Annotated in this window: 36 protein-coding genes; 34 read left to right on the forward strand and 2 right to left on the reverse strand. The window is 34.5% G+C overall.

The genetic code is table 11. From position 1 onward, the window contains the following. Nucleotides 1-3: 3 nt before the first annotated feature. Nucleotides 4-3,261: a SusC/RagA family TonB-linked outer membrane protein gene (locus ACQ0RB_RS10550; RefSeq protein ID WP_430498352.1), complete on the reverse strand. Its 3,258-nt coding sequence runs from the start codon at nt 3,259-3,261 to the stop codon at nt 4-6. A 101-nt stretch (nt 3,262-3,362) separates the two neighbouring features. Beyond that, entirely contained in the window at nt 3,363-5,051 is a 1,689-nt protein-coding gene (locus ACQ0RB_RS10555) for a POTRA domain-containing protein (protein WP_430498354.1), read from the reverse strand. A 171-nt stretch (nt 5,052-5,222) separates the two neighbouring features. On the opposite strand from ACQ0RB_RS10555, the gene rpsL reads away from it, so the two are divergent. The 34 genes from rpsL (at nt 5,223) to eno (ending at nt 25,135) form a co-directional block, all read left to right on the forward strand. After that, nucleotides 5,223-5,597: a 30S ribosomal protein S12 gene (gene rpsL, locus ACQ0RB_RS10560; protein ID WP_019386263.1), complete on the forward strand. Its 375-nt coding sequence runs from the start codon at nt 5,223-5,225 to the stop codon at nt 5,595-5,597. Between the two features lie 23 nt (nt 5,598-5,620). After that, entirely contained in the window at nt 5,621-6,097 is a 477-nt protein-coding gene (gene rpsG, locus ACQ0RB_RS10565; RefSeq protein WP_129761444.1) for a 30S ribosomal protein S7, read from the forward strand. Between the two features lie 5 nt (nt 6,098-6,102). Further along, nucleotides 6,103-8,229, forward strand: coding sequence for an elongation factor G (fusA, locus tag ACQ0RB_RS10570; protein WP_430498358.1), 2,127 nt, complete (start codon nt 6,103-6,105; stop codon nt 8,227-8,229). A gap of 12 nt (nt 8,230-8,241) precedes the next feature. Then, nucleotides 8,242-8,547, forward strand: coding sequence for a 30S ribosomal protein S10 (gene rpsJ / locus ACQ0RB_RS10575; RefSeq protein ID WP_007650482.1), 306 nt, complete (start codon nt 8,242-8,244; stop codon nt 8,545-8,547). A gap of 127 nt (nt 8,548-8,674) precedes the next feature. Beyond that, nucleotides 8,675-9,292 (forward strand): 50S ribosomal protein L3, encoded by a 618-nt coding sequence (rplC, locus tag ACQ0RB_RS10580; RefSeq protein ID WP_129761442.1) that lies wholly within the window; start codon nt 8,675-8,677, stop codon nt 9,290-9,292. After that, a complete protein-coding gene (gene rplD, locus ACQ0RB_RS10585; protein WP_131508147.1) occupies nt 9,292-9,921 on the forward strand; it encodes a 50S ribosomal protein L4 in 630 nt (209 codons plus the stop codon). Before rplC ends, rplD begins: the two co-directional genes overlap by 1 nt. A 7-nt stretch (nt 9,922-9,928) precedes the next feature. Next, on the forward strand, nt 9,929-10,219 hold the full coding sequence (rplW, locus tag ACQ0RB_RS10590) for a 50S ribosomal protein L23 (protein WP_129761440.1): 291 nt from the start codon (nt 9,929-9,931) through the stop codon (nt 10,217-10,219). A gap of 10 nt (nt 10,220-10,229) precedes the next feature. Further along, complete coding sequence (gene rplB, locus ACQ0RB_RS10595) at nt 10,230-11,057, forward strand: 50S ribosomal protein L2 (RefSeq protein ID WP_262733178.1); 828 nt, start codon at nt 10,230-10,232, stop codon at nt 11,055-11,057. Nucleotides 11,058-11,067: 10 nt separating this feature from the next. Beyond that, nucleotides 11,068-11,346 carry a 30S ribosomal protein S19 gene (rpsS, locus tag ACQ0RB_RS10600; protein WP_008269180.1) on the forward strand — a complete coding sequence of 93 codons (279 nt, stop codon included), beginning with the start codon at nt 11,068-11,070 and terminating at the stop codon, nt 11,344-11,346. A gap of 8 nt (nt 11,347-11,354) precedes the next feature. Next, a complete protein-coding gene (gene rplV / locus ACQ0RB_RS10605) occupies nt 11,355-11,762 on the forward strand; it encodes a 50S ribosomal protein L22 (protein WP_129761438.1) in 408 nt (135 codons plus the stop codon). 9 nt (nt 11,763-11,771) lie between these two features. Continuing rightward, nucleotides 11,772-12,491 (forward strand): 30S ribosomal protein S3, encoded by a 720-nt coding sequence (gene rpsC / locus ACQ0RB_RS10610; protein ID WP_129761437.1) that lies wholly within the window; start codon nt 11,772-11,774, stop codon nt 12,489-12,491. Between the two features lie 18 nt (nt 12,492-12,509). Next, nucleotides 12,510-12,929 carry a 50S ribosomal protein L16 gene (rplP, locus tag ACQ0RB_RS10615; protein ID WP_129761436.1) on the forward strand — a complete coding sequence of 140 codons (420 nt, stop codon included), beginning with the start codon at nt 12,510-12,512 and terminating at the stop codon, nt 12,927-12,929. Between the two features lie 10 nt (nt 12,930-12,939). Next, nucleotides 12,940-13,131 carry a 50S ribosomal protein L29 gene (gene rpmC / locus ACQ0RB_RS10620; RefSeq protein WP_129761435.1) on the forward strand — a complete coding sequence of 64 codons (192 nt, stop codon included), beginning with the start codon at nt 12,940-12,942 and terminating at the stop codon, nt 13,129-13,131. Between the two features lie 17 nt (nt 13,132-13,148). Continuing rightward, a complete protein-coding gene (gene rpsQ, locus ACQ0RB_RS10625; RefSeq protein ID WP_073085362.1) occupies nt 13,149-13,406 on the forward strand; it encodes a 30S ribosomal protein S17 in 258 nt (85 codons plus the stop codon). Between the two features lie 2 nt (nt 13,407-13,408). Then, nucleotides 13,409-13,777 (forward strand): 50S ribosomal protein L14, encoded by a 369-nt coding sequence (gene rplN, locus ACQ0RB_RS10630; protein WP_129761434.1) that lies wholly within the window; start codon nt 13,409-13,411, stop codon nt 13,775-13,777. A gap of 12 nt (nt 13,778-13,789) precedes the next feature. Next, a complete protein-coding gene (gene rplX / locus ACQ0RB_RS10635; protein WP_129761433.1) occupies nt 13,790-14,101 on the forward strand; it encodes a 50S ribosomal protein L24 in 312 nt (103 codons plus the stop codon). A gap of 2 nt (nt 14,102-14,103) precedes the next feature. After that, nucleotides 14,104-14,655 (forward strand): 50S ribosomal protein L5, encoded by a 552-nt coding sequence (gene rplE / locus ACQ0RB_RS10640; RefSeq protein WP_129761432.1) that lies wholly within the window; start codon nt 14,104-14,106, stop codon nt 14,653-14,655. Nucleotides 14,656-14,658: 3 nt separating this feature from the next. Then, entirely contained in the window at nt 14,659-14,928 is a 270-nt protein-coding gene (gene rpsN, locus ACQ0RB_RS10645) for a 30S ribosomal protein S14 (RefSeq protein WP_129761431.1), read from the forward strand. Nucleotides 14,929-14,998: 70 nt separating this feature from the next. After that, the gene (rpsH, locus tag ACQ0RB_RS10650) at nt 14,999-15,397 is read left to right on the forward strand and encodes a 30S ribosomal protein S8 (protein ID WP_129761430.1); all 399 of its coding nucleotides are present in this window, start codon (nt 14,999-15,001) and stop codon (nt 15,395-15,397) included. 17 nt (nt 15,398-15,414) lie between these two features. After that, nucleotides 15,415-15,957, forward strand: coding sequence for a 50S ribosomal protein L6 (gene rplF, locus ACQ0RB_RS10655; RefSeq protein WP_131508151.1), 543 nt, complete (start codon nt 15,415-15,417; stop codon nt 15,955-15,957). A 10-nt stretch (nt 15,958-15,967) separates the two neighbouring features. Beyond that, the gene (rplR, locus tag ACQ0RB_RS10660) at nt 15,968-16,324 is read left to right on the forward strand and encodes a 50S ribosomal protein L18 (protein ID WP_129761428.1); all 357 of its coding nucleotides are present in this window, start codon (nt 15,968-15,970) and stop codon (nt 16,322-16,324) included. A 6-nt stretch (nt 16,325-16,330) separates the two neighbouring features. Further along, nucleotides 16,331-16,855, forward strand: a complete 525-nt coding sequence (rpsE, locus tag ACQ0RB_RS10665; protein WP_129761427.1) for a 30S ribosomal protein S5 — start codon at nt 16,331-16,333, stop codon at nt 16,853-16,855. Between the two features lie 11 nt (nt 16,856-16,866). Then, nucleotides 16,867-17,049, forward strand: coding sequence for a 50S ribosomal protein L30 (rpmD, locus tag ACQ0RB_RS10670; protein WP_129761426.1), 183 nt, complete (start codon nt 16,867-16,869; stop codon nt 17,047-17,049). 12 nt (nt 17,050-17,061) lie between these two features. Next, on the forward strand, nt 17,062-17,514 hold the full coding sequence (rplO, locus tag ACQ0RB_RS10675) for a 50S ribosomal protein L15 (protein ID WP_129761425.1): 453 nt from the start codon (nt 17,062-17,064) through the stop codon (nt 17,512-17,514). Nucleotides 17,515-17,527: 13 nt separating this feature from the next. Continuing rightward, nucleotides 17,528-18,886 (forward strand): preprotein translocase subunit SecY, encoded by a 1,359-nt coding sequence (gene secY / locus ACQ0RB_RS10680; RefSeq protein WP_131508153.1) that lies wholly within the window; start codon nt 17,528-17,530, stop codon nt 18,884-18,886. An 11-nt stretch (nt 18,887-18,897) separates the two neighbouring features. After that, nucleotides 18,898-19,113, forward strand: coding sequence for a translation initiation factor IF-1 (gene infA, locus ACQ0RB_RS10685; protein ID WP_007094967.1), 216 nt, complete (start codon nt 18,898-18,900; stop codon nt 19,111-19,113). A gap of 4 nt (nt 19,114-19,117) precedes the next feature. Then, nucleotides 19,118-19,234 carry a type B 50S ribosomal protein L36 gene (ykgO, locus tag ACQ0RB_RS10690; protein WP_008269159.1) on the forward strand — a complete coding sequence of 39 codons (117 nt, stop codon included), beginning with the start codon at nt 19,118-19,120 and terminating at the stop codon, nt 19,232-19,234. 2 nt (nt 19,235-19,236) lie between these two features. Beyond that, a complete protein-coding gene (gene rpsM / locus ACQ0RB_RS10695; protein ID WP_129761423.1) occupies nt 19,237-19,611 on the forward strand; it encodes a 30S ribosomal protein S13 in 375 nt (124 codons plus the stop codon). 105 nt (nt 19,612-19,716) lie between these two features. Beyond that, nucleotides 19,717-20,100 (forward strand): 30S ribosomal protein S11, encoded by a 384-nt coding sequence (rpsK, locus tag ACQ0RB_RS10700; RefSeq protein ID WP_129761422.1) that lies wholly within the window; start codon nt 19,717-19,719, stop codon nt 20,098-20,100. A gap of 170 nt (nt 20,101-20,270) precedes the next feature. Next, entirely contained in the window at nt 20,271-20,876 is a 606-nt protein-coding gene (gene rpsD / locus ACQ0RB_RS10705; protein WP_262733171.1) for a 30S ribosomal protein S4, read from the forward strand. Nucleotides 20,877-20,971: 95 nt separating this feature from the next. Beyond that, complete coding sequence (locus ACQ0RB_RS10710) at nt 20,972-21,964, forward strand: DNA-directed RNA polymerase subunit alpha (protein ID WP_129761420.1); 993 nt, start codon at nt 20,972-20,974, stop codon at nt 21,962-21,964. A 63-nt stretch (nt 21,965-22,027) separates the two neighbouring features. Next, complete coding sequence (gene rplQ / locus ACQ0RB_RS10715) at nt 22,028-22,501, forward strand: 50S ribosomal protein L17 (protein ID WP_129761419.1); 474 nt, start codon at nt 22,028-22,030, stop codon at nt 22,499-22,501. Nucleotides 22,502-22,586: 85 nt separating this feature from the next. Further along, on the forward strand, nt 22,587-23,690 hold the full coding sequence (gene carA, locus ACQ0RB_RS10720) for a glutamine-hydrolyzing carbamoyl-phosphate synthase small subunit (protein ID WP_129761418.1): 1,104 nt from the start codon (nt 22,587-22,589) through the stop codon (nt 23,688-23,690). 155 nt (nt 23,691-23,845) lie between these two features. Beyond that, nucleotides 23,846-25,135 carry a phosphopyruvate hydratase gene (gene eno / locus ACQ0RB_RS10725; protein WP_131508157.1) on the forward strand — a complete coding sequence of 430 codons (1,290 nt, stop codon included), beginning with the start codon at nt 23,846-23,848 and terminating at the stop codon, nt 25,133-25,135. Nucleotides 25,136-25,193 lie beyond the last annotated feature (58 nt).

Here is a 25,193-nt window from a genome sequence, read left to right on the forward strand (position 1 = left end):
TTTTTAAAATTGTAATTTAAGACTTGCTCCTATTTCTCTCATAGTTGGGTAAGAACCAGATTGATATCCTTGGATGTTACCGGAACTTAAACCAGCTTCAGGGTCAGCGTAAGGAACATCTTTATCAATTATCCATAAATTTCTACCAATAATTGAAACTGAAGCTCCTGTAAAAGGAAGTCTGTCTAAAATTTTAGAATCTAAATTATAAGTTAAACTTGCTTCACGTAGTTTAATAAATCCTGCATCATAAACGTGTTGCTTATTAGCAGCTCTTGCATAACCCCAAGGGTTTGCATAAATATTTGCGTTAGCTCTTACTTCGTTAGGAGAACCGTCTGGAGCAACACCAGGTAGTATTATACCACCACTATCAGCACCATAATTTCCAGGAGTACCAGTAACAGCATCTCTAATAGGGTTTCCTAATTCGTTGTTTCCAGCTGAGAAATCATATAATCCCGTTGCATACCCATACCATGTATCAAGAGAGAAAACATCTCCACCTTTTTGCATGTCTATTAAGAAGCTTAAATTGAAGTTTTTGTAAGTGAAGCTGTTGAATAAACCAGCAGTCCATTCAGGGTTGATATCACCAATAACTTCGTTGTTTGTGTCAGATACCATGTAAGTACCAATTCTTGAAGCAGAACCAGTTTGGTTAACAATTGGTTGACCGTTTTCATGGTATACTAAATCTGTACCTCTGATAGTACCGTAAGGTTGCCCAGGAGTAGCGTTAATTGATACACCACCTTGGAAAGAACCAAGCTCTAAGTTATCAATACCATCAGCTAAACTTTCAACTAAACTTGTGTTTTTTGCCCAGTTTAAGTTTACATCCCATCTAAAGTCTTCAGTCTTTAAAGGAGTACCGTTTAATTGTACTTCCCATCCTTTGTTTGATATAGTACCAGCATTAAGTAAAACAGCAGTATACCCAGTTGAGTTAGATACTGGAACTGCTGTAATTTGATCAATGTTTAATGCATCGTAATAGGTTACGTCAAATCCTAAACGTCTGTCTAAGAACTGCATTTCTAAACCTATTTCCCAGTTTTTTTGCTCTTCTGGTCTTAATTCAGGATTATTTAAAATCCCTTGATTTGAAGCTGAGGCTGTTCCTCCAAAAGGAGTGTTCACTGCAAAAGTGTTAAATACTCTGTAAGGAACAGTACCGTTTCCTACAATACCATAGTTAGCACGTAACTTACCAAAGTTTAACCAATCAGCTTTTAAGTAGCGAGTAAAAATCATACTACCTGTTATAGACCAATAATCGTATGTATTATTAGCTTTTGGTAAGCTTGAGTTACGATCAATTCTATATGTACCTTCAATAAATGCAAAATCGTCATAACCTAAACCTGCACGCGCATAAATACCGTCTACCATTTGTACAGCTTCATATTCATCTGGAGCTTCTATTGGGCTAAAAGTGTTTGTTAATGAGTAAAACCCAGGTATATTTAATCCTCCATTAGTTGATGCAAATGTGCTACTATTGTCGTTCCTTCTTAAGTTAGCACCTAAGTTACCATCTAAGTCTAATTTATCAGTTAAGTCTTTATTGAAACTTAAGATGAAGTCATAGTTATATTCTGCTACGTTATTGTTAAATTTACTGTATTTAGATACATTAGCACTTCCTACATTTGTTCTTTCCTCTTGAATCTCGCTATAGGTGTCAAATGTAAATCGTCCTAAAATACTCAACCAGTCATTAATTTCGTAGTTTAAAGCAACATTACCAAAGTATCTATTTCTTTGATCGGTTTCATAGTTCTCATAAAATGTCCAGTAAGGATTATCAGAATAAATTGGAGTTAGGTCAGTTGCTGAGTTGGTGTTCCATGTGATATTCTCACGAGTTGCGAAGTAAGCTTGTTGTTGTTCTCTAACATCAACATTTACTTGCCACCATTGTCTAAATTGTTGCATAACGTTGTTGGCGTCATAACCTGTACCATATCTACCTTTACCATTTGTTTTAGTATAGGTTATAGTTGCTGAAGCGGTTAGTTTATCTGATAAATCATGAGAGCCAGAAAAATTAATTGTATTTCTTTTAATATTACTGTTAGGTAAACCGCCTTCTTGCAACATATTGGTAAATCCTAATCTGTAAGCAGATTTGTCAGTACCTCCATCAATTGATACTGAATTAACAGCTGTTGATGCTGTTTTCCATACATAATTAGGGTCATTAGCTCCTGCAACCCAAGGAGATGCTTGTTGGTAAGTGTCTAACTGTGGAAAAATTGAATTCCATTGAAATACCATTAAGCTAGGGTCAAATTCAGCTCCATAAGAAGCATCTTCAGTAAATGGCGTTGTTAAATCGTCAATTCCATCACCATCAACATCTGCTAAGCCAAAATAACCTGTAGGGTCATCATAATAAGGTCCATAACCAGCACCATATCTTTTTTGGTATACAGGTAATGTTTCTTTATCAACATTTCCTAATGTTAAACTTGAGCTTATTGTAATTCCTAAGCCTTTCTTTTTAGCACCTTTTTTGGTTGTAATCATAATTACACCATTTGATGCTCTAGAACCGTATAAGGCAGATGCAGCAGCACCTTTTAAAACGTTGATAGATTCAATGTCGTCAGGGTTAATGTCTGATGCAGCATTACCATAATCGTAACCACCTCGACCTGTTATTTGATCGCTTGAGTTAGTGTTTCCGTTGTCAATAGGAATACCATCAACAACAAATAGCACTTGGTTGTTGCCTGCGATAGAGCTGCTACCTCTAATAACAACATTTGTTGATCCACCTAAAGTACCAGAAGATTTAATATCTAAACCAGCAACTTTACCTGATAGTGAATTAACAAAGTTTGAACTTTTAATTTTAGATACAGCTTCCCCTTTAACTTCTTGGGTTGCATAACCTAGAGATTTCTTTTCTCTTTCAATACCTAATGCTGTTACTACTACTTCATCAAGTACTGCTGCATCTTCTAACATAGTAACATTAACTGTGTTTGAAGTTCCAACTGTGATTTCTTGGGTTTTTAACCCTACATATGTAAAAGTTAACACGTCACCCGCATTGGCATTGATGGAGTATTTACCATCAAAATCAGTTTGAGTTCCATTTGTTGTGCCTTTTACAATGATATTAACGCCAGGGAGGGGTAAGCCAGATTCGTCTGACACAGTCCCTGAGACTGTTTTTTCTTGTGCAAAAGTTAATTGCACGACAAACGCTAGTAATAGCGTTAGAATTCCACTAAACTTTGTTTTCATATTTAAATTAATTTGAATTAGCCTAAGCCAAAAGTCTTAATAAAAAGTTAATAAAACAATAATATTGTATTAAAATTTTAAAAAAAACCTTATGGTTTTAGCTAAAAGTTTGCGGATAAGCTAATGTGAAGTTTTGAATTAGAAAATTTAAACTTTTGATTTTCGGTTTTACCAACTGAGTAGTTTAGTTTGAATAAACCAGAGTTTGTAAGTAGTCCGAAGCCAAACCCAAAACCAAAAAGTTTTTCTTTTATTAAGTTGAAATTGTCTTCAAAATATGCAGCGTCAATAACACTGTTTACGTAAAGTGTGTTGTTTAGTTGGTAGCGATATTCTGTATTTAAAACAGTGTATAGGTTTGCTGTAAGACTGTTTTCTTCAAATCCTCTAATTGAATTTATTCCACCAAATCGAAATAATTCGTTTTCTAAGTAGGTGTTAGAGTCTAAATAGGCAAAATTTAACCGTGAATAAAAGCTGTTTTTATCATTTAAATTGAAAATTTTAAAGGTGTTTAACTCTACTTTGGTTTGCCTTTCATCTTCACCTTCAGAATTTCTATCTCCCAAACCTAATGTAATGTCGAAGAGAAAATTTGTAGGAAATAATATGTTGTAGTTTTGTGGCCTTGTGTGGATGTAGTTGGCAGTGTAATAATCTGATTTAAAATCAGTAATGGTTGTAACGTTTGAGTTAAGTAAGTTTTCAGATTTTATAGAATTAATTCCTAATGATACTTGATTGTTTGGATTTATCTGATAAAAAAGCTTCGCCTTTTGTGATATATTAATAAATGAAGAATCTCGTTTAAATATATTTAGATTTAAATCTACGCCTAAAGGAGTTCTAAACATATAAGGAAACGTGGTGTTAATGTCAAAAGTTTTTTGTTCGTTTTCATCACTTTTGTAAAGTAGTTTTAAAGACTCTCCATAATTTAAGTTGTTTGTAAGATTTAAATTTAAGTAACCGTCAAATTCAATTTTATTGGTTTCAGTGTTTGTGCCAAAGCCCAAAAAGCCATCAAAAGTGTTGCTTTTTACTTTTTCGATGTATACATATAATATGGTAGAGTCTTTTGTGAATAAAACCTCAGGATCTTTAATTTGATTCGCAAACCTCAAATCGTTAATTACTGAAGATTTATTTTTTATGTCTGAAAGATTAAAAATCTGTCCTTTTTTAATATTAAGGTAGTGTCGTAGATAAGACTTCGGAAACTTTTCGTAACCTTTTACAATAATCTTGTCAATAAATCTTTGACTTTTACTTGATAGTACTAAGTTTGCTGATAGTGTAGAAGTGTCTTTTTTAGAAATCTCATCTAACTGTAAAAAAGAAAACGGATCACCTTGATTAGAAATTTCAGTATTTAGAATGTTTAATGACGCTTCTAAATTGCTGATGTTAACTTCAAAATAATCATCAGTTACAGAGTTAGAAATTAAAGATAATAGTTTTTTGTCGATGACATCTTTGTAATATATATGTATGTAATCGTATTTATTGTTTAAAGAAAACTGAGCAGTGAAGGTTGAGTCGTTAGACTTGTTGAAACCCTTGAGTTTACTCTCAATATATCCAATTGTGTTTAACCTGGTTTTTAGTGTATTAACTTCCTGTAATAAGCTTTGGTAATCATTAAATGTTTTCCTATATAATAATGAATCGATAATGGCAGTTTCATTTTCATTATCACCAATTGCTGATAAATATAACGACTGCGAAAAAAGGTTAGCTGTAAAAAGCAACCAAATCGCAAATAGTAGCAGCAATTTTTTTTCAGGCATAAATAAAAAGATTACCCAAAGCTAACGGATTTTTATCACTAAAAATATGTTTAGCTAAAAATAAATAGGCAACTAATTTAAAATTAATTGATTTACGTTTGAAAAATTAATATTTATTTCTACATTTGCAGCCCTTTAAACAAGGGTTTAATAAAAATTATATAGTAATATATGCCAACAATTTCACAATTAGTACGAAAAGGAAGAGCCAAAATAACCAAGAAGAGTAAATCGGCTGCTTTAGATTCGTGTCCACAAAGACGTGGTGTGTGTACTCGTGTTTACACGACAACTCCTAAAAAACCTAACTCAGCAATGCGTAAGGTGGCAAGGGTTCGTTTAACAAACGGAAACGAGGTTAACGCATACATCGGTGGTGAAGGTCACAATTTACAAGAGCACTCGATAGTATTGGTTAGAGGTGGAAGGGTAAAAGATTTACCAGGTGTTAGATATCACATCGTTCGTGGTGCTTTAGACACAGCAGGTGTTTCAGGTAGAACGCAACGTAGATCTAAGTATGGTGCAAAACGCCCTAAGAAGTAATTAAAAAACTTTAAGAAGAAGACATGAGAAAAAGACAAGCGAAAAAAAGACCGCTTTTACCAGATCCACGTTTTAACGACCAGTTAGTAACTCGTTTTGTTAACATGATGATGTGGGACGGTAAAAAGTCTGTAGCTTTTAAAGTGTTCTATGATGCAATTGATATTGTAGAATCGAAAAAAACAGATGAAGAAAAAACAGCTTTAGAAATTTGGAAAGATGCGTTATCCAACGTTATGCCTCACGTAGAAGTACGTAGTCGTCGTGTTGGTGGAGCTACATTCCAAATTCCAATGCAAATACGTCCAGATCGTAAAGTTTCAACAGCAATGAAATGGCTTATAGGTTATGCTCGTAAGAGAAATGAAAAATCTATGTCACAAAAATTAGCTGCTGAAATTTTAGCTGCTGCTAAAGAAGAAGGAGCTGCTGTTAAGAAAAGAGTTGATACTCACAAAATGGCAGAAGCAAACAAAGCATTCTCACACTTTAGATTTTAATTAAAATGGCAAGAGATTTAAAATATACTAGAAACATAGGAATTGCTGCGCATATTGACGCAGGAAAAACAACAACAACTGAACGTATTCTTTTTTATACGGGTGTGTCTCACAAAATAGGAGAGGTGCATGATGGAGCATCAACTATGGACTGGATGGAGCAAGAGGCAGAGCGTGGTATTACAATTACTTCGGCTGCAACTACTTGTACTTGGCAGTTTCCGTTAGAAAATGCGCAACCAACCCCGGAAACTAAAGGGTATCACTTTAATATTATAGACACTCCAGGTCACGTTGATTTTACGGTTGAGGTAAACCGTTCTTTACGTGTTCTTGATGGGTTGGTGTTCTTATTTAGTGCAGTTGATGGTGTTGAGCCGCAATCTGAAACTAACTGGAGGCTTGCAGATAATTACAAAGTACCACGTATTGGTTTTGTAAATAAGATGGATCGTCAAGGGTCTAACTTTTTAGCAGTATGCCAGCAAGTAAAGGATATGTTAAAGTCTAATGCAGTGCCTATTGTATTAAATATTGGTGACGAAGCCGATTTTAAAGGAATTGTAGACTTAGTAAAAAACCGTGCTATAATTTGGCACGATGATAACTATGGTTCAACTTTTGACGTAGTTGAAATTCCAGATGAACTAAAAGAAGAAGCTCGTAAGTACCGTGCATTACTTATTGAAGAAGTGGCAACTTACGATGAAAACTTATTAGAAAAGTTCATGGAAGATGAAGATTCTATTACAGAAGAAGAAGTGCATGCTGCACTTAGAGCTGCGGTAATGGATATGGCTATTATACCAATGGTATGTGGTTCTTCATTTAAAAATAAAGGGGTTCAGTTTTTATTAGATGCTGTATGTCGTTATTTGCCTTCACCATTAGATAGAGATAATATTGTAGGAACCAATCCTGTTACTGGAGCTGAGGAGTCTCGTAAACCAGATGCAAAGGCACCTTTTTCAGCTTTAGCATTTAAAATCGCTACTGATCCTTTCGTAGGTCGTTTAGCATTCTTTAGAGCTTATTCAGGTCGTTTAGACGCAGGATCTTACATCTTAAATAACCGTTCTGGAAAAAAAGAACGTATATCAAGAATATACCAAATGCACTCTAATAAACAAAACGCTATCGATTTTATTGAAGCAGGAGATATTGGAGCAGCAGTAGGTTTTAAAGATATTAAGACAGGTGATACCATGTCTGATGAAAAACACCCAATAGTATTGGAATCTATGGACTTCCCAGATCCAGTAATTGGTATCGCTGTTGAACCTAAAACTAAAGCCGATGTTGATAAACTTGGTATGGCATTAGGGAAATTAGCAGAAGAAGATCCAACATTTACAGTAAGAACTGACGAAGCTTCAGGACAGACTATTATTTCTGGAATGGGTGAGCTTCACTTAGATATTATTGTTGACCGTCTTAAGCGTGAGTTTAAGGTAGAGGTTAACCAAGGTCAACCACAAGTAGAGTACAAAGAAGCTATTACTCAACGTGCAGAACACAGAGAAGTTTATAAAAAGCAATCTGGTGGACGTGGTAAATTCGCTGATATTGTATTTACTCTTGAGCCTGCAGAAGAAGGTAAAGAAGGTTTAGAGTTTATCTCTGAAATTAAAGGTGGTAATGTTCCTAAAGAATTTATCCCTTCAATTGAAAAAGGATTCAAAATGGCTATGCAAAACGGTCCTTTAGCAGGATACGAAGTTGACGCTATGAAAGTAACTTTAACTGATGGTTCTTACCATGATGTGGATTCTGATCAGCTATCATTCGAATTAGCTGCTAAATTAGGATTCAAAGCTGCTGCAAAAGCTGCAAAAGCTGTAATAATGGAACCTATGATGAAACTAGAAGTAATCACTCCAGAAGAAAATATGGGTGATATAGTAGGTGACCTTAACCGTCGTAGAGGACAAGTAAGTGATATGGGTGACAGAGCAGGAGCTAAAACAGTAAAAGCTGTTGTGCCTTTATCAGAAATGTTTGGATATGTAACAACATTAAGAACATTGTCTTCAGGACGTGCGACATCAACAATGGAATTTTCACACTATGCTGAAACTCCTTCAAACATTTCAGAAGAAGTAATCAAAGCAGCTAAAGGCGTAGAAGCTTAAAACTAAAAGAAAATGAGTCAGAAAATTAGAATAAAATTAAAGTCTTACGATCACAATTTAGTTGACAAGTCTGCTGATAAGATTGTAAAAACAGTAAAAAGTACTGGAGCTGTTGTAACAGGACCAATTCCGTTACCAACACATAAAAAGATTTTCACTGTGTTACGTTCACCACACGTAAACAAGAAGTCAAGAGAACAATTCCAATTAAGTTCTTACAAGAGATTATTGGATATTTACTCTTCATCTTCAAAAACAATTGATGCTTTAATGAAGCTTGAATTACCAAGTGGAGTTGAAGTTGAGATTAAAGTGTAAGTGAACACAAACATGTCCTAAGCTGCGAGCGAGGGAAAAACGGTTAAAAATACAATTCAAGGCTGAAACGTATTTTTCAGCCTTGAGTTTTAATAAATAGAATAGTAATAATTAATAATTAATAAATATGTCTGGGTTAATAGGAAAAAAAATCGGTATGACCAGCATCTTTGATGAAAACGGGAAAAACATTCCTTGTACAGTAATTGAAGCAGGTCCATGTATCGTTACCCAAGTCAGAACCGAAGAGGTTGACGGGTACAATGCCCTTCAACTTGGTTTCGATGACAAGACAGATAAAAGTGCTACTAAAGCTGAATTAGGTCATGCTAAGAAAGCTGGTACTTCTGTTAAAACTAAAGTCGTAGAATTCCAAGGATTTGAAGGAGATTACAAATTAGGTGATGCAATTACTGTAGAGCACTTTATTGAAGGTGAGTTTGTAGATATTGCTGGTACATCTAAAGGAAAAGGATTCCAAGGTGTTGTAAAACGTCATGGTTTTGGTGGAGTTGGTCAAGCAACGCATGGTCAGCACAACCGTTTAAGAGCTCCAGGTTCTATTGGTGCAGCTTCTTATCCTGCGAGAGTATTCAAAGGAATGAAGATGGCCGGAAGAATGGGTGGCGAAAAAGTGAAAGTTGAAAATTTAAGAGTGTACAAAGTAGTTCCAGAAAAGAACTTACTAGTTGTAAAAGGATGTGTTCCTGGACACAAAAACTCTTATGTAATCATTGAGAAATAATGAAAGTAGCAGTTTTAGATATAAACGGAAAAGACACAGGTAGAAAAGCAGAGCTTTCTAAAGATGTGTTCGCTATTGAGCCTAACAACCATGCTGTTTACTTAGACGTTAAGCAATATCTTGCTAACCAACGTCAAGGAACGCACAAGGCTAAAGAAAGAGCAGAAATTGCAGGAAGTACACGTAAGATTAAAAAACAAAAAGGTACTGGTACTGCAAGAGCAGGTAGTATCAAGTCTGGTGTATTTAAAGGTGGTGGACGTATGTTCGGACCAAGACCAAGAAACTACAGCTTCAAATTAAATAAAAACTTGAAGCGTTTAGCAAGAAAATCTGCTTTAACAATGAAAGCTAATGATAAAGATATCGTTGTTTTGGAAGACTTCAATTTTGATGCTCCAAAGACGAAAAACTTTACAGCAGTACTGAAAGCATTAGACATACAAGACAAAAAATCGTTGTTTGTGTTGGGTGCTTCAAATAATAATGTATATTTGTCATCACGAAATTTTAAAGGGTCTGAAGTTGTAACTAACTCAGAATTAAACACTTATAAAATTTTAAACGCAAATAAATTAGTTCTTTTAGAGAGTTCTCTAGAAGAAATTGAGTCGAATTTAAGTAAATAAGAAAACCATGAGTATCTTAATTAAACCTATTATCACTGAAAAAGCGACAACTAATAGTGAGTTAAACAACTGCTTTAGTTTCCAAGTGAATACAAAGGCGAACAAGGTAGAAATCAAAAAAGCAGTTGAAGCTGCTTATGGAGTTTCTGTTGAAAAAGTTCGTACTATAAATGTCCGTCCAGATAGAAGAACCCGTTACACAAAAACAGGTATTCAACATGGTAAAACAAATGCAATTAAAAAAGCAATTGTACAACTGGCGGAAGGTGAGACTATTGATTTATACAGTAACATGTAATTAGACGAAAATGTCAGTAAGAAAATTAAAACCGATCACATCAGCTCAGCGTTTTAGAGTAGTAAATGGATTTGACGCCATCACTACTGATAAGCCGGAGAAAAGTTTACTTGCTCCGAACAAAAGATCTGGTGGTAGAAACAGTCAAGGAAAAATGACCATGCGCCATATTGGTGGAGGTCATAAGAAGAAGTATCGTATCATTGATTTTAAACGTAACAAAACTGGAATTCCAGCTGAAGTTAAAACAATTGAATACGATCCAAACAGAACAGCTTTTATCGCGTTATTGAACTACCAAGACGGAGAAAAAAGATACATCATTGCTCAAAACGGTCTACAGGTTGGACAAAACATTGTTTCGGGTAGAGAAGGTATCGCTCCTGAAATTGGTAATGCAATGCCTTTAAGCCAAATTCCTCTTGGTACTATTATCTCTTGTATAGAGTTACGTCCAGGTCAAGGAGCGGTTATGGCAAGAAGTGCAGGAGCGTTTGCTCAATTAATGGCAAGAGACGGAAAATTTGCAACTATTAAATTACCATCAGGTGAAACACGTTTAGTACTTGCAGATTGTATGGCAACAATAGGTGTTATATCAAACTCTGACCACCAATTGTTAGTATCTGGTAAAGCAGGTAGAACACGTTGGTTAGGAAGAAGGCCTAGAGTAAGACCAGTAGTAATGAACCCAGTTGATCACCCAATGGGTGGTGGAGAAGGACGTTCGTCTGGTGGACACCCAAGATCTAGAAATGGTATTCCAGCTAAAGGTTATAGAACACGTTCTAAAACCAAAGCGAGTAACAAGTATATTGTAGAACGTAGAAAGAAATAATTGAGATAATATGGCACGTTCATTAAAAAAAGGACCTTACATACATTATAAATTAGAAAAGAAAGTTGCAGAAAACGTAGCTTCAAATAAAAAGACTGTTATTAAAACTTGGTCTAGAGCATCAATGATTTCACCAGATTTCGTAGGGCAGACTATAGCTGTACACAACGGTCGTCAATTTGTACCAGTTTATGTAACTGAAAATATGGTAGGTCATAAATTAGGAGAATTTTCACCAACACGTTCGTTTAGAGGACATGCAGGTGCAAAAAATAAAGGTAAAAAATAAGTAGAGCTATGGGAAGTCGTAAAAAACAAATGGCAGATGCTATAAAGGAAGACAGAAAACAAGTTGCTTTTGCAAAGTTGAACAACTGTCCAACCTCACCAAGAAAAATGCGTTTAGTTGCAGACTTGGTTAGAGGTCAAAAAGCTGAGAAAGCTCTTCAAATTTTAAGGTTTAGTTCAAAAGAAGCATCTCGTCGCTTAGAGAAGTTATTGTTATCTGCAATAGCTAACTGGCAAGCAAAAAACGAAGATGCAAGTATTGAGGACGCAAACCTATTTGTAAAAGAGATCAGAGTTGATGGAGGATCTATGTTAAAAAGATTACGTCCAGCACCTCAAGGTCGTGCACACAGAATTAGAAAACGTTCAAATCACGTAACAGTTGTGATTGGAGCATTAAATAACACACAAAGCTAAGATAGAGGTATGGGACAAAAAACAAATCCAATCGGAAATCGCTTAGGAATCATCAGAGGATGGGAATCTAACTGGTATGGTGGAAACGATTATGGAGACAAACTTGCTGAAGACGACAAAATCAGAAAGTACATCCATGCACGTTTATCAAAAGCTAGTGTGTCTAGAGTAATTATTGAGCGTACACTTAAACTTGTAACCGTTACTATCACTACTGCAAGACCTGGTATTATTATCGGGAAAGGTGGTCAAGAGGTAGACAAGTTAAAAGAAGAGCTTAAGAAAATTACAGATAAGGAAGTTCAATTGAACATCTTCGAAATTAAGAGACCTGAATTAGATGCATTCTTAGTAGGATCAAGCATTGCACGTCAAATTGAAAATCGTATTTCTTACCGTCGTGCAATAAAAATGGCTATTGCTGCTGCTATGCGTATGAATGCTGAAGGAATCAAGATTCAAATTAGTGGTCGTTTAAACGGAGCTGAAATGGCACGTAGCGAGCATTACAAAGAAGGTAGAATTCCATTATCAACATTTAGAGCCGATATTGACTATGCTTTAGTTGAAGCTCATACTACTTACGGTAGATTGGGAATTAAAGTATGGATCATGAAAGGTGAAGTATATGGTAAAAGAGAACTTTCTCCACTTGTAGGGTTGTCTAAAAAACAAGGTAAGTCTGGTGGAGGACGTGGTGGGAACAATAAATCTCGTCGCAGAAAGTAATTTTTAAAGTAAAAGAAAATGTTACAACCGAAAAAAACAAAATTTCGTAAAGTCCAAAAAGGACGTATGAAAGGAAATTCCGGAAGAGGACACCAGTTATCTAATGGAATGTTTGGTATAAAATCACTCGATTCGAATTTCTTAACATCACGTCAAATAGAAGCAGCTCGTATTGCCGCAACACGTTACATGAAAAGAGAAGGGCAACTTTGGATTAAAATATTTCCAGACAAGCCTATAACAAAGAAACCTCTTGAAGTACGTATGGGTAAAGGTAAAGGTTCTGTAGAATATTGGGTAGCTGTGGTAAAACCAGGAAGAGTTTTATTTGAAGTTGGAGGTGTGCCTTTAGAAACTGCTAAAGAAGCATTACGTTTAGCAGCTCAAAAGTTACCAGTTAAAACAAAGTTTATAATAGCTCGAGATTACGAGGCTTAATAGTAGTATTATGAAGCAATCAGAAATTAAACAGCTATCAACGGCTGAGTTACAAGAAAAACTTGGTGAGACACAAAAGAGTTATGCTGACCTAAAAATGGCTCACGCAGTATCTCCTTTAGAGAATCCAATCCAGTTACGAAACGTAAGACGTTCAGTAGCTAGAATCGCAACTGAATTAACTAAAAGAGAAATACAATAATTGTATTCCGCTGAAAGATGGAAAAAAGAAACTTAAGAAAAGAACGTATAGGAGTTGTTACAAGTAACAAAATGCAGAAATCAATTGTGGTATCTGAGGTTAAAAAAGTAAAACATCCTATGTATGGAAAATTCGTGTTAAAAACGAAAAAATACGTTGCACACGATGAGACAAACGACTGTAACATTGGAGATACAGTAAAGATCATGGAAACAAGACCTTTAAGTAAATCTAAATGTTGGAGATTAGTAGAAATAATTGAAAGAGCGAAGTAATTATGGTACAACAAGAATCAAGATTAAAAGTAGCTGATAACACTGGAGCAAAAGAAGTATTAACAATACGTGTTCTAGGTGGAACCAAAAGAAGATATGCTTCTATTGGTGACAAAATAGTAGTTTCAGTAAAAGACGCAACTCCTAACGGAAACATTAAAAAAGGAGCAGTATCAACAGCTGTTGTTGTGCGTACAGTAAAAGAAGTAAGACGTCCAGACGGATCTTATATCAGATTTGACGATAACGCTTGTGTACTTTTAAATCCGCAAGGAGAAATGAGAGGAACACGTGTTTTTGGACCTGTTGCTAGAGAACTTCGTGATAAACAATTCATGAAAATTGTATCATTAGCACCAGAAGTGCTTTAATTGATAAACAAGATGACAAAGCTTAAAATAAAATCAGGAGATACAGTACAAGTAATCGCTGGAGATCACAAAGGATCTGAAGGGAAAGTACTTAAAGTATTTATCGATAAAAACAAGGCCATCGTAGAAGGTGTAAACATGGTAAAGAAACACACTAAACCAAGTGCACAAAACCCTCAAGGTGGTATCGTAGAAAAAGAAGCACCAATTCATATCTCTAACTTGTCACTTTTAACAAGTAAAGGTGAACCAACAAGAGTAGGATATAAAATGGAAGGTGATAAGAAAGTAAGATTTTCTACAAAATCTAATGAAGTAATATAATTATGGCTTACATTCCAAGATTAAAACAAGAGTACAAGGACAAAATAGTTTCTGCTCTTACAGAAGAATTCGGTTATAAAAATGTAATGCAAGTTCCAAAACTTAAAAAGATTGTAATCTCTAAAGGTGTTGGAGCAGCAGTAGCAGATAAAAAATTAATTGATCACGCTGTTGAAGAATTAACAAAAATATCTGGTCAAAAAGCTGTTGCAACTTTATCTAAAAAAGACGTTGCATCATTCAAATTACGTAAAGGAATGCCAATAGGTGCTAAAGTTACACTTAGAGGTGAGCAAATGTATGAGTTTTTAGACCGTTTAATTACTTCAGCTTTACCACGAGTTAGAGACTTTGATGGTATTAAAGCTACAGGATTTGATGGTAGAGGTAACTACAACTTAGGAGTTACTGAGCAAATCATTTTCCCTGAGATTGATATTGACAAGATCAACAGAATTTCTGGTATGGATATTACTTTCGTAACATCTGCAGACACAGATAAAGAAGCACAATCGTTATTAACTGAATTAGGATTACCTTTTCAAAAGAACTAAGATATGGCTAAAGAATCAATGAAAGCCCGTGAGGTGAAAAGAGCAAAAACGGTAGCAAAATATGCTGAAAAACGTAAAGCTTTAAAAGAAGCTGGAGACTACGAAGCATTACAAAAGTTACCAAGAAATGCATCACCTGTACGTATGCACAACCGTTGTAAATTAACAGGAAGACCAAAAGGATACGTACGTACATTTGGAATTTCTCGTGTAATGTTACGCGAAATGGCTAACAAAGGCTTAATACCAGGAGTTAAAAAAGCAAGTTGGTAAACAAAGAATTATAAATTGGTTTGAAGTTCGAAAACTAATTTTCGAAAACCAAAACCGCAAATTAATATAAATGTATACAGATCCAATCGCAGATTATCTAACGAGAGTTAGAAATGCAGTAAAAGCTAACCACAGAGTGGTTGAGATACCTGCATCTAATCTAAAAAAAGAAATTACTAAAATATTATTCGATCAAGGATATATTTTAAGTTACAAGTTTGATGACTCTACAGTACAAGGAACTATTAAAATAGCTCTTAAGTACAATAAAGAGACTAAAGAACCTGTAATCAAGAAAATTCAAAGAATAAGTAAACCAGGTTTACGTAAATACGCAAGTGCTAACGAAATGCCAAGAATCCTTAACGGTCTTGGAATTGCAATTGTTTCAACATCTCACGGTGTATTAACAGGAAAACAAGCGCAAAGAGAAAACGTTGGTGGAGAATTATTGTGTTACGTTTACTAATTTAAAACAGAAAGAACATGTCAAGAATAGGTAATAACCCAGTAACTATCCCACAAGGAGTTACAGTAGAAGTTAAAGACAATGTAATTACTGTAAAAGGTAAATTAGGTGAATTAACTCAAGAATTTTCAGACGTAGATATAGCTGTTGAAGAAGGAAGCGTACAAGTAACGCGTTCAACAGATAAAAAAGACCAAAGAGCAAAACATGGTCTTTACAGAGCTTTAATCAACAACATGATTAAAGGTGTATCTGAAGGATGGACAAAAGAACTAGAATTGGTAGGTGTAGGTTATAGAGCATCTAACCAAGGACAAAAATTGGATTTAGCTTTAGGATTTTCTCACAACATTATTTTGGATTTAGCTCCAGAAGTAAAAGTAGAGACAATCTCTGAAAAAGGAAAAAACCCAATCGTAAAATTAACATCTCACGACAAACAATTGGTAGGACAAGTAGCAGCGAAAATTCGTGCATTTAGAAAACCAGAACCTTACAAAGGAAAAGGAATTAAGTTTGTAGGAGAAGTATTAAGAAGAAAAGCAGGTAAATCAGCTTAATAGTTTAGTTATGGCATTAACAAAGAATCAAAAAAGATTAAGAATAAAAAGCAGAATTCGTAAGGTAGTTTCAGGAACTGAATCTAGACCACGTTTAGCTGTATTTAGAAGTAATAAAGAAATTTATGCTCAAGTTGTGGATGATGTAACAGGTAAAACTATCAGTGCTGCATCTTCAAGAGACAAAGACATTAGTTCTGCAAAAGGTACTAAAACAGAAATTGCAGCCTTAGTTGGTAAAGCAGTAGCTGAAAAAGCATTAAAAGCAGGTGTAGAAACTATCTCTTTTGACAGAGGTGGATATCAATATCACGGAAGAGTAAAATCGTTAGCAGAAGGTGCTAGAGAAGGCGGACTAAAATTTTAAGACATTATGTATCAAAAATATAAAAACGCAGAATTAGTAAAACCAGGTGGATTAGATCTTAAAGATCGTTTAGTTGGTGTACAAAGAGTTACAAAAGTAACTAAAGGTGGTAGAGCATTTGGTTTTTCAGCTATCGTAGTAGTAGGTGATGAAGCAGGTGTAGTAGGACATGGTTTAGGAAAATCTAAAGATGTTGCTACCGCAATTGCAAAAGCAGTTGAAGACGCAAAGAAAAACTTGGTTAGAATACCAATCATCAAAAAAACTTTGCCACACGAGCAAAAAGGTAAATTTGGTGGAGCTAGAGTAAACATCATTCCTGCTGCTCCTGGTACAGGAGTAATTGCTGGTGGAGCTGTAAGAACAGTTCTTGAAGCAGTAGGTGTACATGATGTATTATCTAAATCTCAAGGATCTTCTAACCCTCACAACGTTGTTAAAGCTACTTTTGATGCTTTATTACAATTAAGAAGTGCTGACACAGTTGCTAAGGATAGAGGAATATCATTAGAAAAAGTATTTAACGGTTAATCTTAAGGAAGATGGCAAAGATCAAAGTAACAAAAGTAAAAAGTACAATCAATCGTACTCAAACCCAAAAGAGAACTTTAGAGGCTTTAGGTTTAAAAAGAATCGGTCAGGTTGTAGAACATGATGCCACTCCAAATATCGTTGGTATGGTTAATAAAGTTAAACATTTAGTTTCTGTTGAAGAAACAAAATAATAAGACATAAAAATGGACTTAAGTAATTTAAAACCAGCTGAAGGCTCAGTTAAAAATCAAGGAAAAAGAGTAGGTAGAGGACAAGGTTCTGGAAAAGGTGGTACTGCAACACGTGGTCACAAAGGAGCAAAGTCTCGTTCTGGATATTCTAAAAAACTTGGTTTTGAAGGTGGACAAATGCCACTTCAAAGACGTGTGCCTAAATTCGGATTTACTAACATCAACCGTGTAGAATATCAAGGTGTAAATCTTGATACATTACAACAATTGGTTGACGATAAGAAGATAAAAGATACTATAGATTTTGAAACGCTAGTACAATTACGTTTGGCTGGTAAAAACGATTTAGTAAAAATATTAGGTCGTGGAGAATTAAAATCTAAATTAAAAGTATCTGCTCATAAATTTACTGCTTCAGCAAAAGCTGCTATTGAAGCTGCAGGAGGAGAAGCTGTAACTTTATAAGATTATTATAAGTATGAAATTTATAGACACTATAAAAAATGTTTGGAAAATAACGGAACTAAAAGACCGAATCATGTTAACACTTGGTTTGCTTTTAGTTTACCGTTTTGGTGCACAAATTGTGCTTCCAGGTATTGACTTTACTAAATTATCAGGATTACAAGGAGATGCTGCCGAAGGTGGATTAATTTGGTTAATCAATGCGTTTACTGGTGGAGGTTTTTCTAACGCATCAGTATTTGCCCTAGGTATTATGCCTTATATCTCTGCTTCTATTGTAGTGCAGTTAATGGGAATAGCAATTCCTTATTTACAAAAACTTCAAAAAGAAGGAGCAAGTGGTCAAAAGAAAATCACTCAAATAACCCGTTGGTTAACAATAGGTATCTGTTTGGTTCAAGCACCAGGATATTTAGCAAGCTTACCATCATTAACAGGAGTTAACTCAACAAGTGCACTTTTAGTTAATGGTTTTTCTCCAACTACATTTATGATTTCTTCAGTAATAATATTAGTTACTGGATGTATTTTTGCAATGTGGTTAGGTGAAAAAATTACTGATAAAGGTATTGGTAATGGTATTTCATTATTAATTATGGTAGGTATTATAGCTACTTTACCACAATCATTTTTACAAGAGTATGCGGCTAGAGTAACACAATCTAATGGAGGTTTAATTATGATTTTAATTGAGCTTGTTATTTGGTTGTTAATTATACTAGGCTCAGTAATGCTAGTTATGGCAGTACGTAAAATTGCAGTGCAATATGCAAGACGTACAGCTACAGGTGGATACGAAAAAAATGCATTTGGCTCTAGACAGTTTTTACCATTAAAGTTAAACGCTTCAGGAGTTATGCCAATCATCTTTGCTCAAGCTATCATGTTTGTGCCAAGTTTAATTGGTAAATCATTTGGATCAGGAGAAGTAGGTACATGGATGCAAACACAGTTTTCTGATATTTTCGGATTTTGGTACAACCTAGTATTTGCACTCTTAATTATAGTGTTTACATATTTTTATACAGCTATTACAGTACCAACAAACAAAATGGCTGACGACTTAAAACGAAGCGGAGGTTTTATTCCAGGTATTAGACCAGGAACTGAAACTTCTGAGTATTTAGATAAAATAATGTCTCAAATAACTTTACCAGGATCATTATTCTTAGCATTAATAGCTGTGTTCCCAGCAATTATTGTAAAGCTTATGGACGTACAAGCTGGTTGGGCATTGTTTTTTGGAGGAACGTCATTATTGATTATGGTAGGAGTTGCAATTGATACCATGCAACAAGTAAATTCTTACTTGTTGAATAAACACTATGATGGCTTGATGAAAACAGGTAAAAATAGAAAAGCAGTAGCTTAAAACTATATACTATGGCAAAACAAGCAGCAATAGAACAAGACGGAACAATAATAGAAGCATTATCTAATGCGATGTTTCGTGTTGAATTAGAAAATGGTCATATTGTGACTGCACATATATCTGGTAAAATGCGTATGCATTATATTAAGTTGTTACCAGGAGACAAAGTAAAATTAGAAATGAGTCCTTACGATTTAACAAAGGCTCGTATAACCTATAGATACTAATACGATGAAAGTAAGAGCATCAGTTAAAAAAAGAAGCGCTGATTGTAAATTAGTGCGTAGAAAAGGTAGACTTTACGTAATTAACAAAAAGAATCCTAGATTCAAACAAAGACAAGGATAATTATGGCAAGAATTGCAGGTGTAGACATACCAAAACAGAAAAGAGGAGTAATCTCTTTAACTTATATCTACGGAGTAGGTAAAAGTAGAGCAAAAGAAATTTTGGCAACGGCTAAAGTTGATGAAAGCACAAAAGTACAAGATTGGACAGATGATCAAATTGGAGCAATCCGTGACGCTGTTGGAACTTATACTATCGAAGGTGAATTGCGTTCTGAAACTCAATTAAACATTAAGCGATTAATGGATATTGGATGTTACAGAGGTATTCGTCACAGATCTGGGCTTCCATTAAGAGGTCAACGTACAAAGAACAACTCTAGAACTAGAAAAGGTAGAAGAAAAACCGTTGCTAACAAGAAGAAAGCAACTAAATAATAACAAGACAGTAGTCATTAGTAATTAGACGTTAGATGAATCTGTTCGAAATCGAAAGGTTTAGGATTCTAACAACTAAAAGCTAACAACTAGAAACTAAAAAATATGGCAAAGTCAAGTACTAAAAAACGTAAAGTAATAGTAGATGCAATTGGAGAAGCGCACATTGCTGCATCTTTCAATAACATCATTATCTCTTTAACAAACAAAAAAGGTGACGTAATTTCATGGTCATCTGCAGGTAAAATGGGATTCAGAGGTTCTAAAAAGAACACTCCATACGCTGCACAATTAGCTGCTGAAGATGCTGCAGGAGTAGCAAAAGAAGCTGGATTAAAGAAAGTGAAAGTGTTTGTTAAAGGTCCTGGAAATGGTAGAGAATCTGCAATTAGATCTATTCACAACTCTGGTATTGAAGTATCAGAAATCGTAGATGTTACTCCATTACCACATAATGGATGTCGTCCACCAAAACGTAGAAGAGTTTAATTTATATTTTGAAGAATTAATATCAACTGTTTTTTATAGTTGATATTAATTTTTTATATGTAAATTTGCAAACTGAAAAATTTTAAACAAGTATCAACGAGAGATTCACGTTTATCGAAGGATAAGATTAAGACCTTAATTCATAAACACTCTCATAATTTAATTTAAAAATGGCAAGATATACTGGTCCTAAAACTAAAATAGCTCGTAAATTTGGTGAAGCTATTTTTGGAGATGATAAAGCTTTTGAAAAAAGAAATTATCCTCCAGGTCAACATGGTGCAAACAAGCGTCGTGGAAAAAAATCTGAATACGCTATCCAATTAATGGAGAAGCAAAAAGCTAAATACACTTATGGTATTTTAGAAAAGCAATTCAGAAACATGTTCAAAAAAGCAACTGCTGCTCCAGGAATTACTGGTGAGGTGTTGTTACAACTTTGTGAGTCTCGTTTAGACAACGTAGTTTACAGAATGGGAATGTCTCCTTCACGTAGTGGAGCTAGACAATTAGTATCTCACAGACACATTACTGTTAACGGAAATATCGTAAACATTCCTTCTTACCAATTAAAAGCAGGAGATGTTGTGGCAGTAAGAGAAAAATCAAAATCTTTAGAAGCAATCCAAAATTCATTAACAAACTCTAGTCATGTTTATGAGTGGATTACATGGAATAACGACACTAAACAAGGAACATTTGTATCTGTTCCTGCAAGAGTTCAAATTCCTGAGAACATCAACGAGCAATTCATCGTCGAATTATATTCTAAATAATAAATTAAACATATTGGTATTTAGCCAAAGGATTTATTAGACGTCTTCAAGCTTTTAAATCGCGCAACTAAATAACAATTAAAACGAAGAACACTATGGCAATATTAAATTTTCAAAAGCCTGACAAAGTAATCATGATCGATTCTACTGATTTTGAAGGCAAATTCGAATTCAGACCACTAGAACCAGGTTATGGACTAACAGTAGGAAACGCTTTAAGAAGAGTTTTATTATCTTCTTTAGAAGGTTTCGCAATCACATCTGTAAGAATAGAAGGTGTAGATCACGAGTTTTCTACAATTGCAGGTGTAGTTGAAGATGTAACAGAAATGATTTTGAACTTAAAGCAAGTAAACTTTAAGCGTCAAATAGATGAAATCGATAATGAGTCTGTTTCAATCTCAATTTCTGGTCAAGAGCAAATAACAGCTGGAGATTTCCAAAAGTTTATTTCAGGTTTCCAAGTACTAAACAAAGACTTAGTGATTTGTAACTTAGATCCTAAAGTAAGCATCAATATGGAAATCACTATTGAAAAAGGTAGAGGATATGTTCCTGCTGAAGAAAACAAAAAAGCTTCTGCACCTATTGGAACTATCTTTACTGACTCAATATATACGCCAATAAAAAACGTGAAGTACAGTATAGAAAACTTCCGTGTTGAGCAAAAAACCGATTACGAAAAATTAGTTTTTGAAATCATCACAGACGGTTCTATTCATCCTAAAGATGCATTAACTGAAGCGGCTAAGATATTAATTCACCACTTCATGTTATTCTCTGATGAGCGTATAACTCTTGAGGCTGACGAAATTGCTCAAACTGAAACTTATGATGAAGAATCACTTCACATGAGACAGTTATTAAAAACTAAATTAGTTGATATGGATCTTTCTGTACGTGCCTTAAACTGTTTAAAAGCAGCAGAGGTTGATACATTAGGAGATTTAGTATCATTCAACAAAAATGATTTAATGAAGTTCCGTAACTTCGGTAAAAAATCTTTAACAGAGCTAGAAGAATTAGTAAATGTTAAAGGTCTTAACTTCGGAATGGACTTAAGCAAATACAAATTAGATAAAGATTAATCATATTTTGCTCTCCTTAGATTTACTCTTTGGATTTGGTAGCAAGATGATAAAACAAAAGTCATGAGACACGGAAAGAAATTTAATCATTTAGGTAGAAAAACTGCCCACAGAAAAGCAATGTTAGCTAATATGGCATGTTCTTTAATAGAGCACAAACGTATTAACACTACAGTAGCTAAAGCTAAAGCGTTAAAACAATTTGTTGAGCCTTTAGTAACTAAATCTAAAGAAGATACTACTCATAACAGACGTATTGTGTTTTCTAGATTAAGACAAAAAGAGGCTGTGGCAGAATTATTTAGAGATGTTGCTGCTAAGGTAGGTGATCGTCCAGGTGGATATACAAGAATTATTAAGCTTGGTAACCGTCTTGGTGATAACGCTGATATGGCAATGATAGAATTAGTTGATTACAATGAAATCTACAATGCTGACAAGCCTAAGAAAAAATCTACTCGTAGAAGTAGAAGAGGTGGTAGCAAAGCAGCTGCAGCTCCTGTTGCAGAAACTAAGGCTACTAACGAAGAAGAATAAATGTTAATAAGCATTTGAAATATTAAAGGATAAACATTTTAGTTTATCCTTTTTTTTATGCAATTTTGCGAAACTTTTAGAATCTATGAAGTATAATAAAAGAGAAAAAGCACTAATATTACTAGCAGACGGAACCATATTCTATGGAAAATCAATAGGGAAAAAAGGTACTGCATTTGGAGAGGTTTGCTTTAACACTGGTACTACAGGCTACCAAGAAATATTTACCGATCCATCTTATTTCGGACAATTAATGGTGACTACCAATGCGCACATTGGTAATTATGGAACACTTTCTGAAGAAGTGGAGTCTAATTCCATTAAAATATCAGGTCTAATTTGTAAAAATTTCAGTTTTAACTATTCAAGACCTGCAGCTGATGATTCACTCGAAAATTTCTTTGAGAAGCATAATGTATTGGCTATATCTGATGTAGATACAAGAGCTCTTGTAAGCTATATCAGAGACAATGGAGCTATGAATGCTGTAATTTCTACTGAGGTTGATAATATTGAAGACCTTAAAAAACAACTAGCAGATGTACCAAATATGAATGGTTTAGAGTTGGCTTCTAAAGTATCTACTAAAGAACCATATTATTTTGGTAACGAAAATGCTACGTATAAAATAGCAGCTTTAGATATTGGAATTAAAACTAATATCCTTAGAAATTTAGCTAAAAGAGATGCCTATATTAAGGTATTTCCTTACAATTCGACTTTTGAAGAGTTAGAAGCATTTAAACCAGATGGCTACTTCTTATCTAATGGACCAGGAGATCCTGAGCCATTGGTTGAAGCACAAAATTTGGCTAAAGAAATCATTAAACGTAACCTTCCGCTATTTGGTATTTGTTTAGGACACCAAGTAATTGCGTTAGCAAACGGAATTTCTACTTATAAAATGCACCATGGACATAGAGGTATTAATCATCCTGTAAAGAACCTTATTACAGGTAAAGGAGAGATTACGTCGCAAAATCATGGTTTTGCTATCAATAGAGAAGAAACTGAAAATCATCCAGATATTGAGATTACTCATTTGCATTTAAATGATGATACTGTAGCAGGTATTAAAATGAAGAGTAAAAACTGTTTTTCAGTTCAATATCATCCAGAAGCAAGTCCTGGACCTCACGATTCGTCGTATCTATTTGACCAATTTATAGAAAACATTAAAAATAAATAATGAACAAACCTCAAAGAAAATCGATTTTCATTGAGGTTTTTTATTTACGAAAACATTTTAGTAAAATTAAAATGTAATAATGAATTGGTAAATACCTTTTAGATTAACAATTTTGTAAATTTGACATACAATTAAACAACATTAAATAGAAATATATGAGCATTATAATTAATATTCATGCAAGACAAATTTTAGATTCACGTGGTAATCCAACTGTAGAGGTTGATGTTACTACAGAAAATGGAGTTGTAGGTAGAGCTGCAGTGCCATCAGGAGCGTCAACAGGAGAACATGAAGCAGTTGAACTTAGAGATGGTGGAAATGCCTATATGGGAAAAGGAGTTACAAAAGCTGTAGAAAACGTCAATACTATAATTGCTCAAGAGTTGTTAGGTGTTTCAGTGTTTGAACAAAATGCTATCGATCAATTAATGATTGAATTAGACGGTACACCAAATAAATCAAAATTAGGAGCTAATGCTATTTTAGGAGTGTCTTTAGCTGCTGCTAAAGCTGCTGCAAACGAATTAGGAATGCCATTATACAGATATGTTGGAGGCGTTTCAGCAAACACGTTGCCAGTACCAATGATGAATATCATTAATGGAGGTTCTCATAGTGATGCGCCAATAGCATTTCAAGAGTTTATGGTAATGCCTGTAAAAGCAAAAAACTTTACTCATGCTATGCAAATGGGTACAGAAATTTTCCACAACCTTAAAAAAGTATTACACGATAGAGGTCTTAGTACTGCTGTAGGTGATGAAGGAGGTTTTGCTCCAACATTAGATGGTACAGAGGATGCACTTGATACAATTGCCAAAGCTGTTGAAAAAGCAGGTTATAAATTAGGTGATGAAGTAATGATTGCTTTAGATTGTGCTTCGGCCGAATTTTATGTAGATGGAAAATATGACTATACTAAGTTTGAAGGAGACAAAGGTCAAGTAAGAACTAGTCAAGAGCAAGCAGACTACTTAGCTGAATTAGCTGCTAAATATCCTATTATTTCTATTGAAGATGGAATGGATGAAAACGATTGGGAAGGTTGGAAATACTTAACCGAAAAAGTTGGAGATAAAGTACAACTAGTAGGTGACGATTTATTTGTAACCAATGTAGAGCGTTTATCAAGAGGTATTGAAAACGGTATTGCTAACTCAATTTTAATTAAAGTAAACCAAATAGGTACCTTAACCGAAACTATTGCAGCTGTTAATATGGCTCATAACGCAGGTTATACGTCAGTGATGTCTCATCGTTCTGGTGAAACTGAAGATAATACTATTGCTGATTTAGCAGTAGCATTAAACACTGGTCAAATTAAAACAGGTTCTGCATCTCGTAGTGATAGAATGGCAAAGTACAATCAGTTATTAAGAATCGAAGAAGAATTAAGTAACGTTGCTTACTATCCTCAAGAAAAGGCTTTTAAAGTAAAGTAATATTTAAAATATGGTATTAAAAAAGGCTTCTGTTTAATTACAGAAGCCTTTTTTACTT

This window comes from Gaetbulibacter sp. PBL-D1 (assembly GCF_050509525.1).
Lineage (GTDB): Bacteria > Bacteroidota > Bacteroidia > Flavobacteriales > Flavobacteriaceae > Gaetbulibacter_B > Gaetbulibacter_B jejuensis.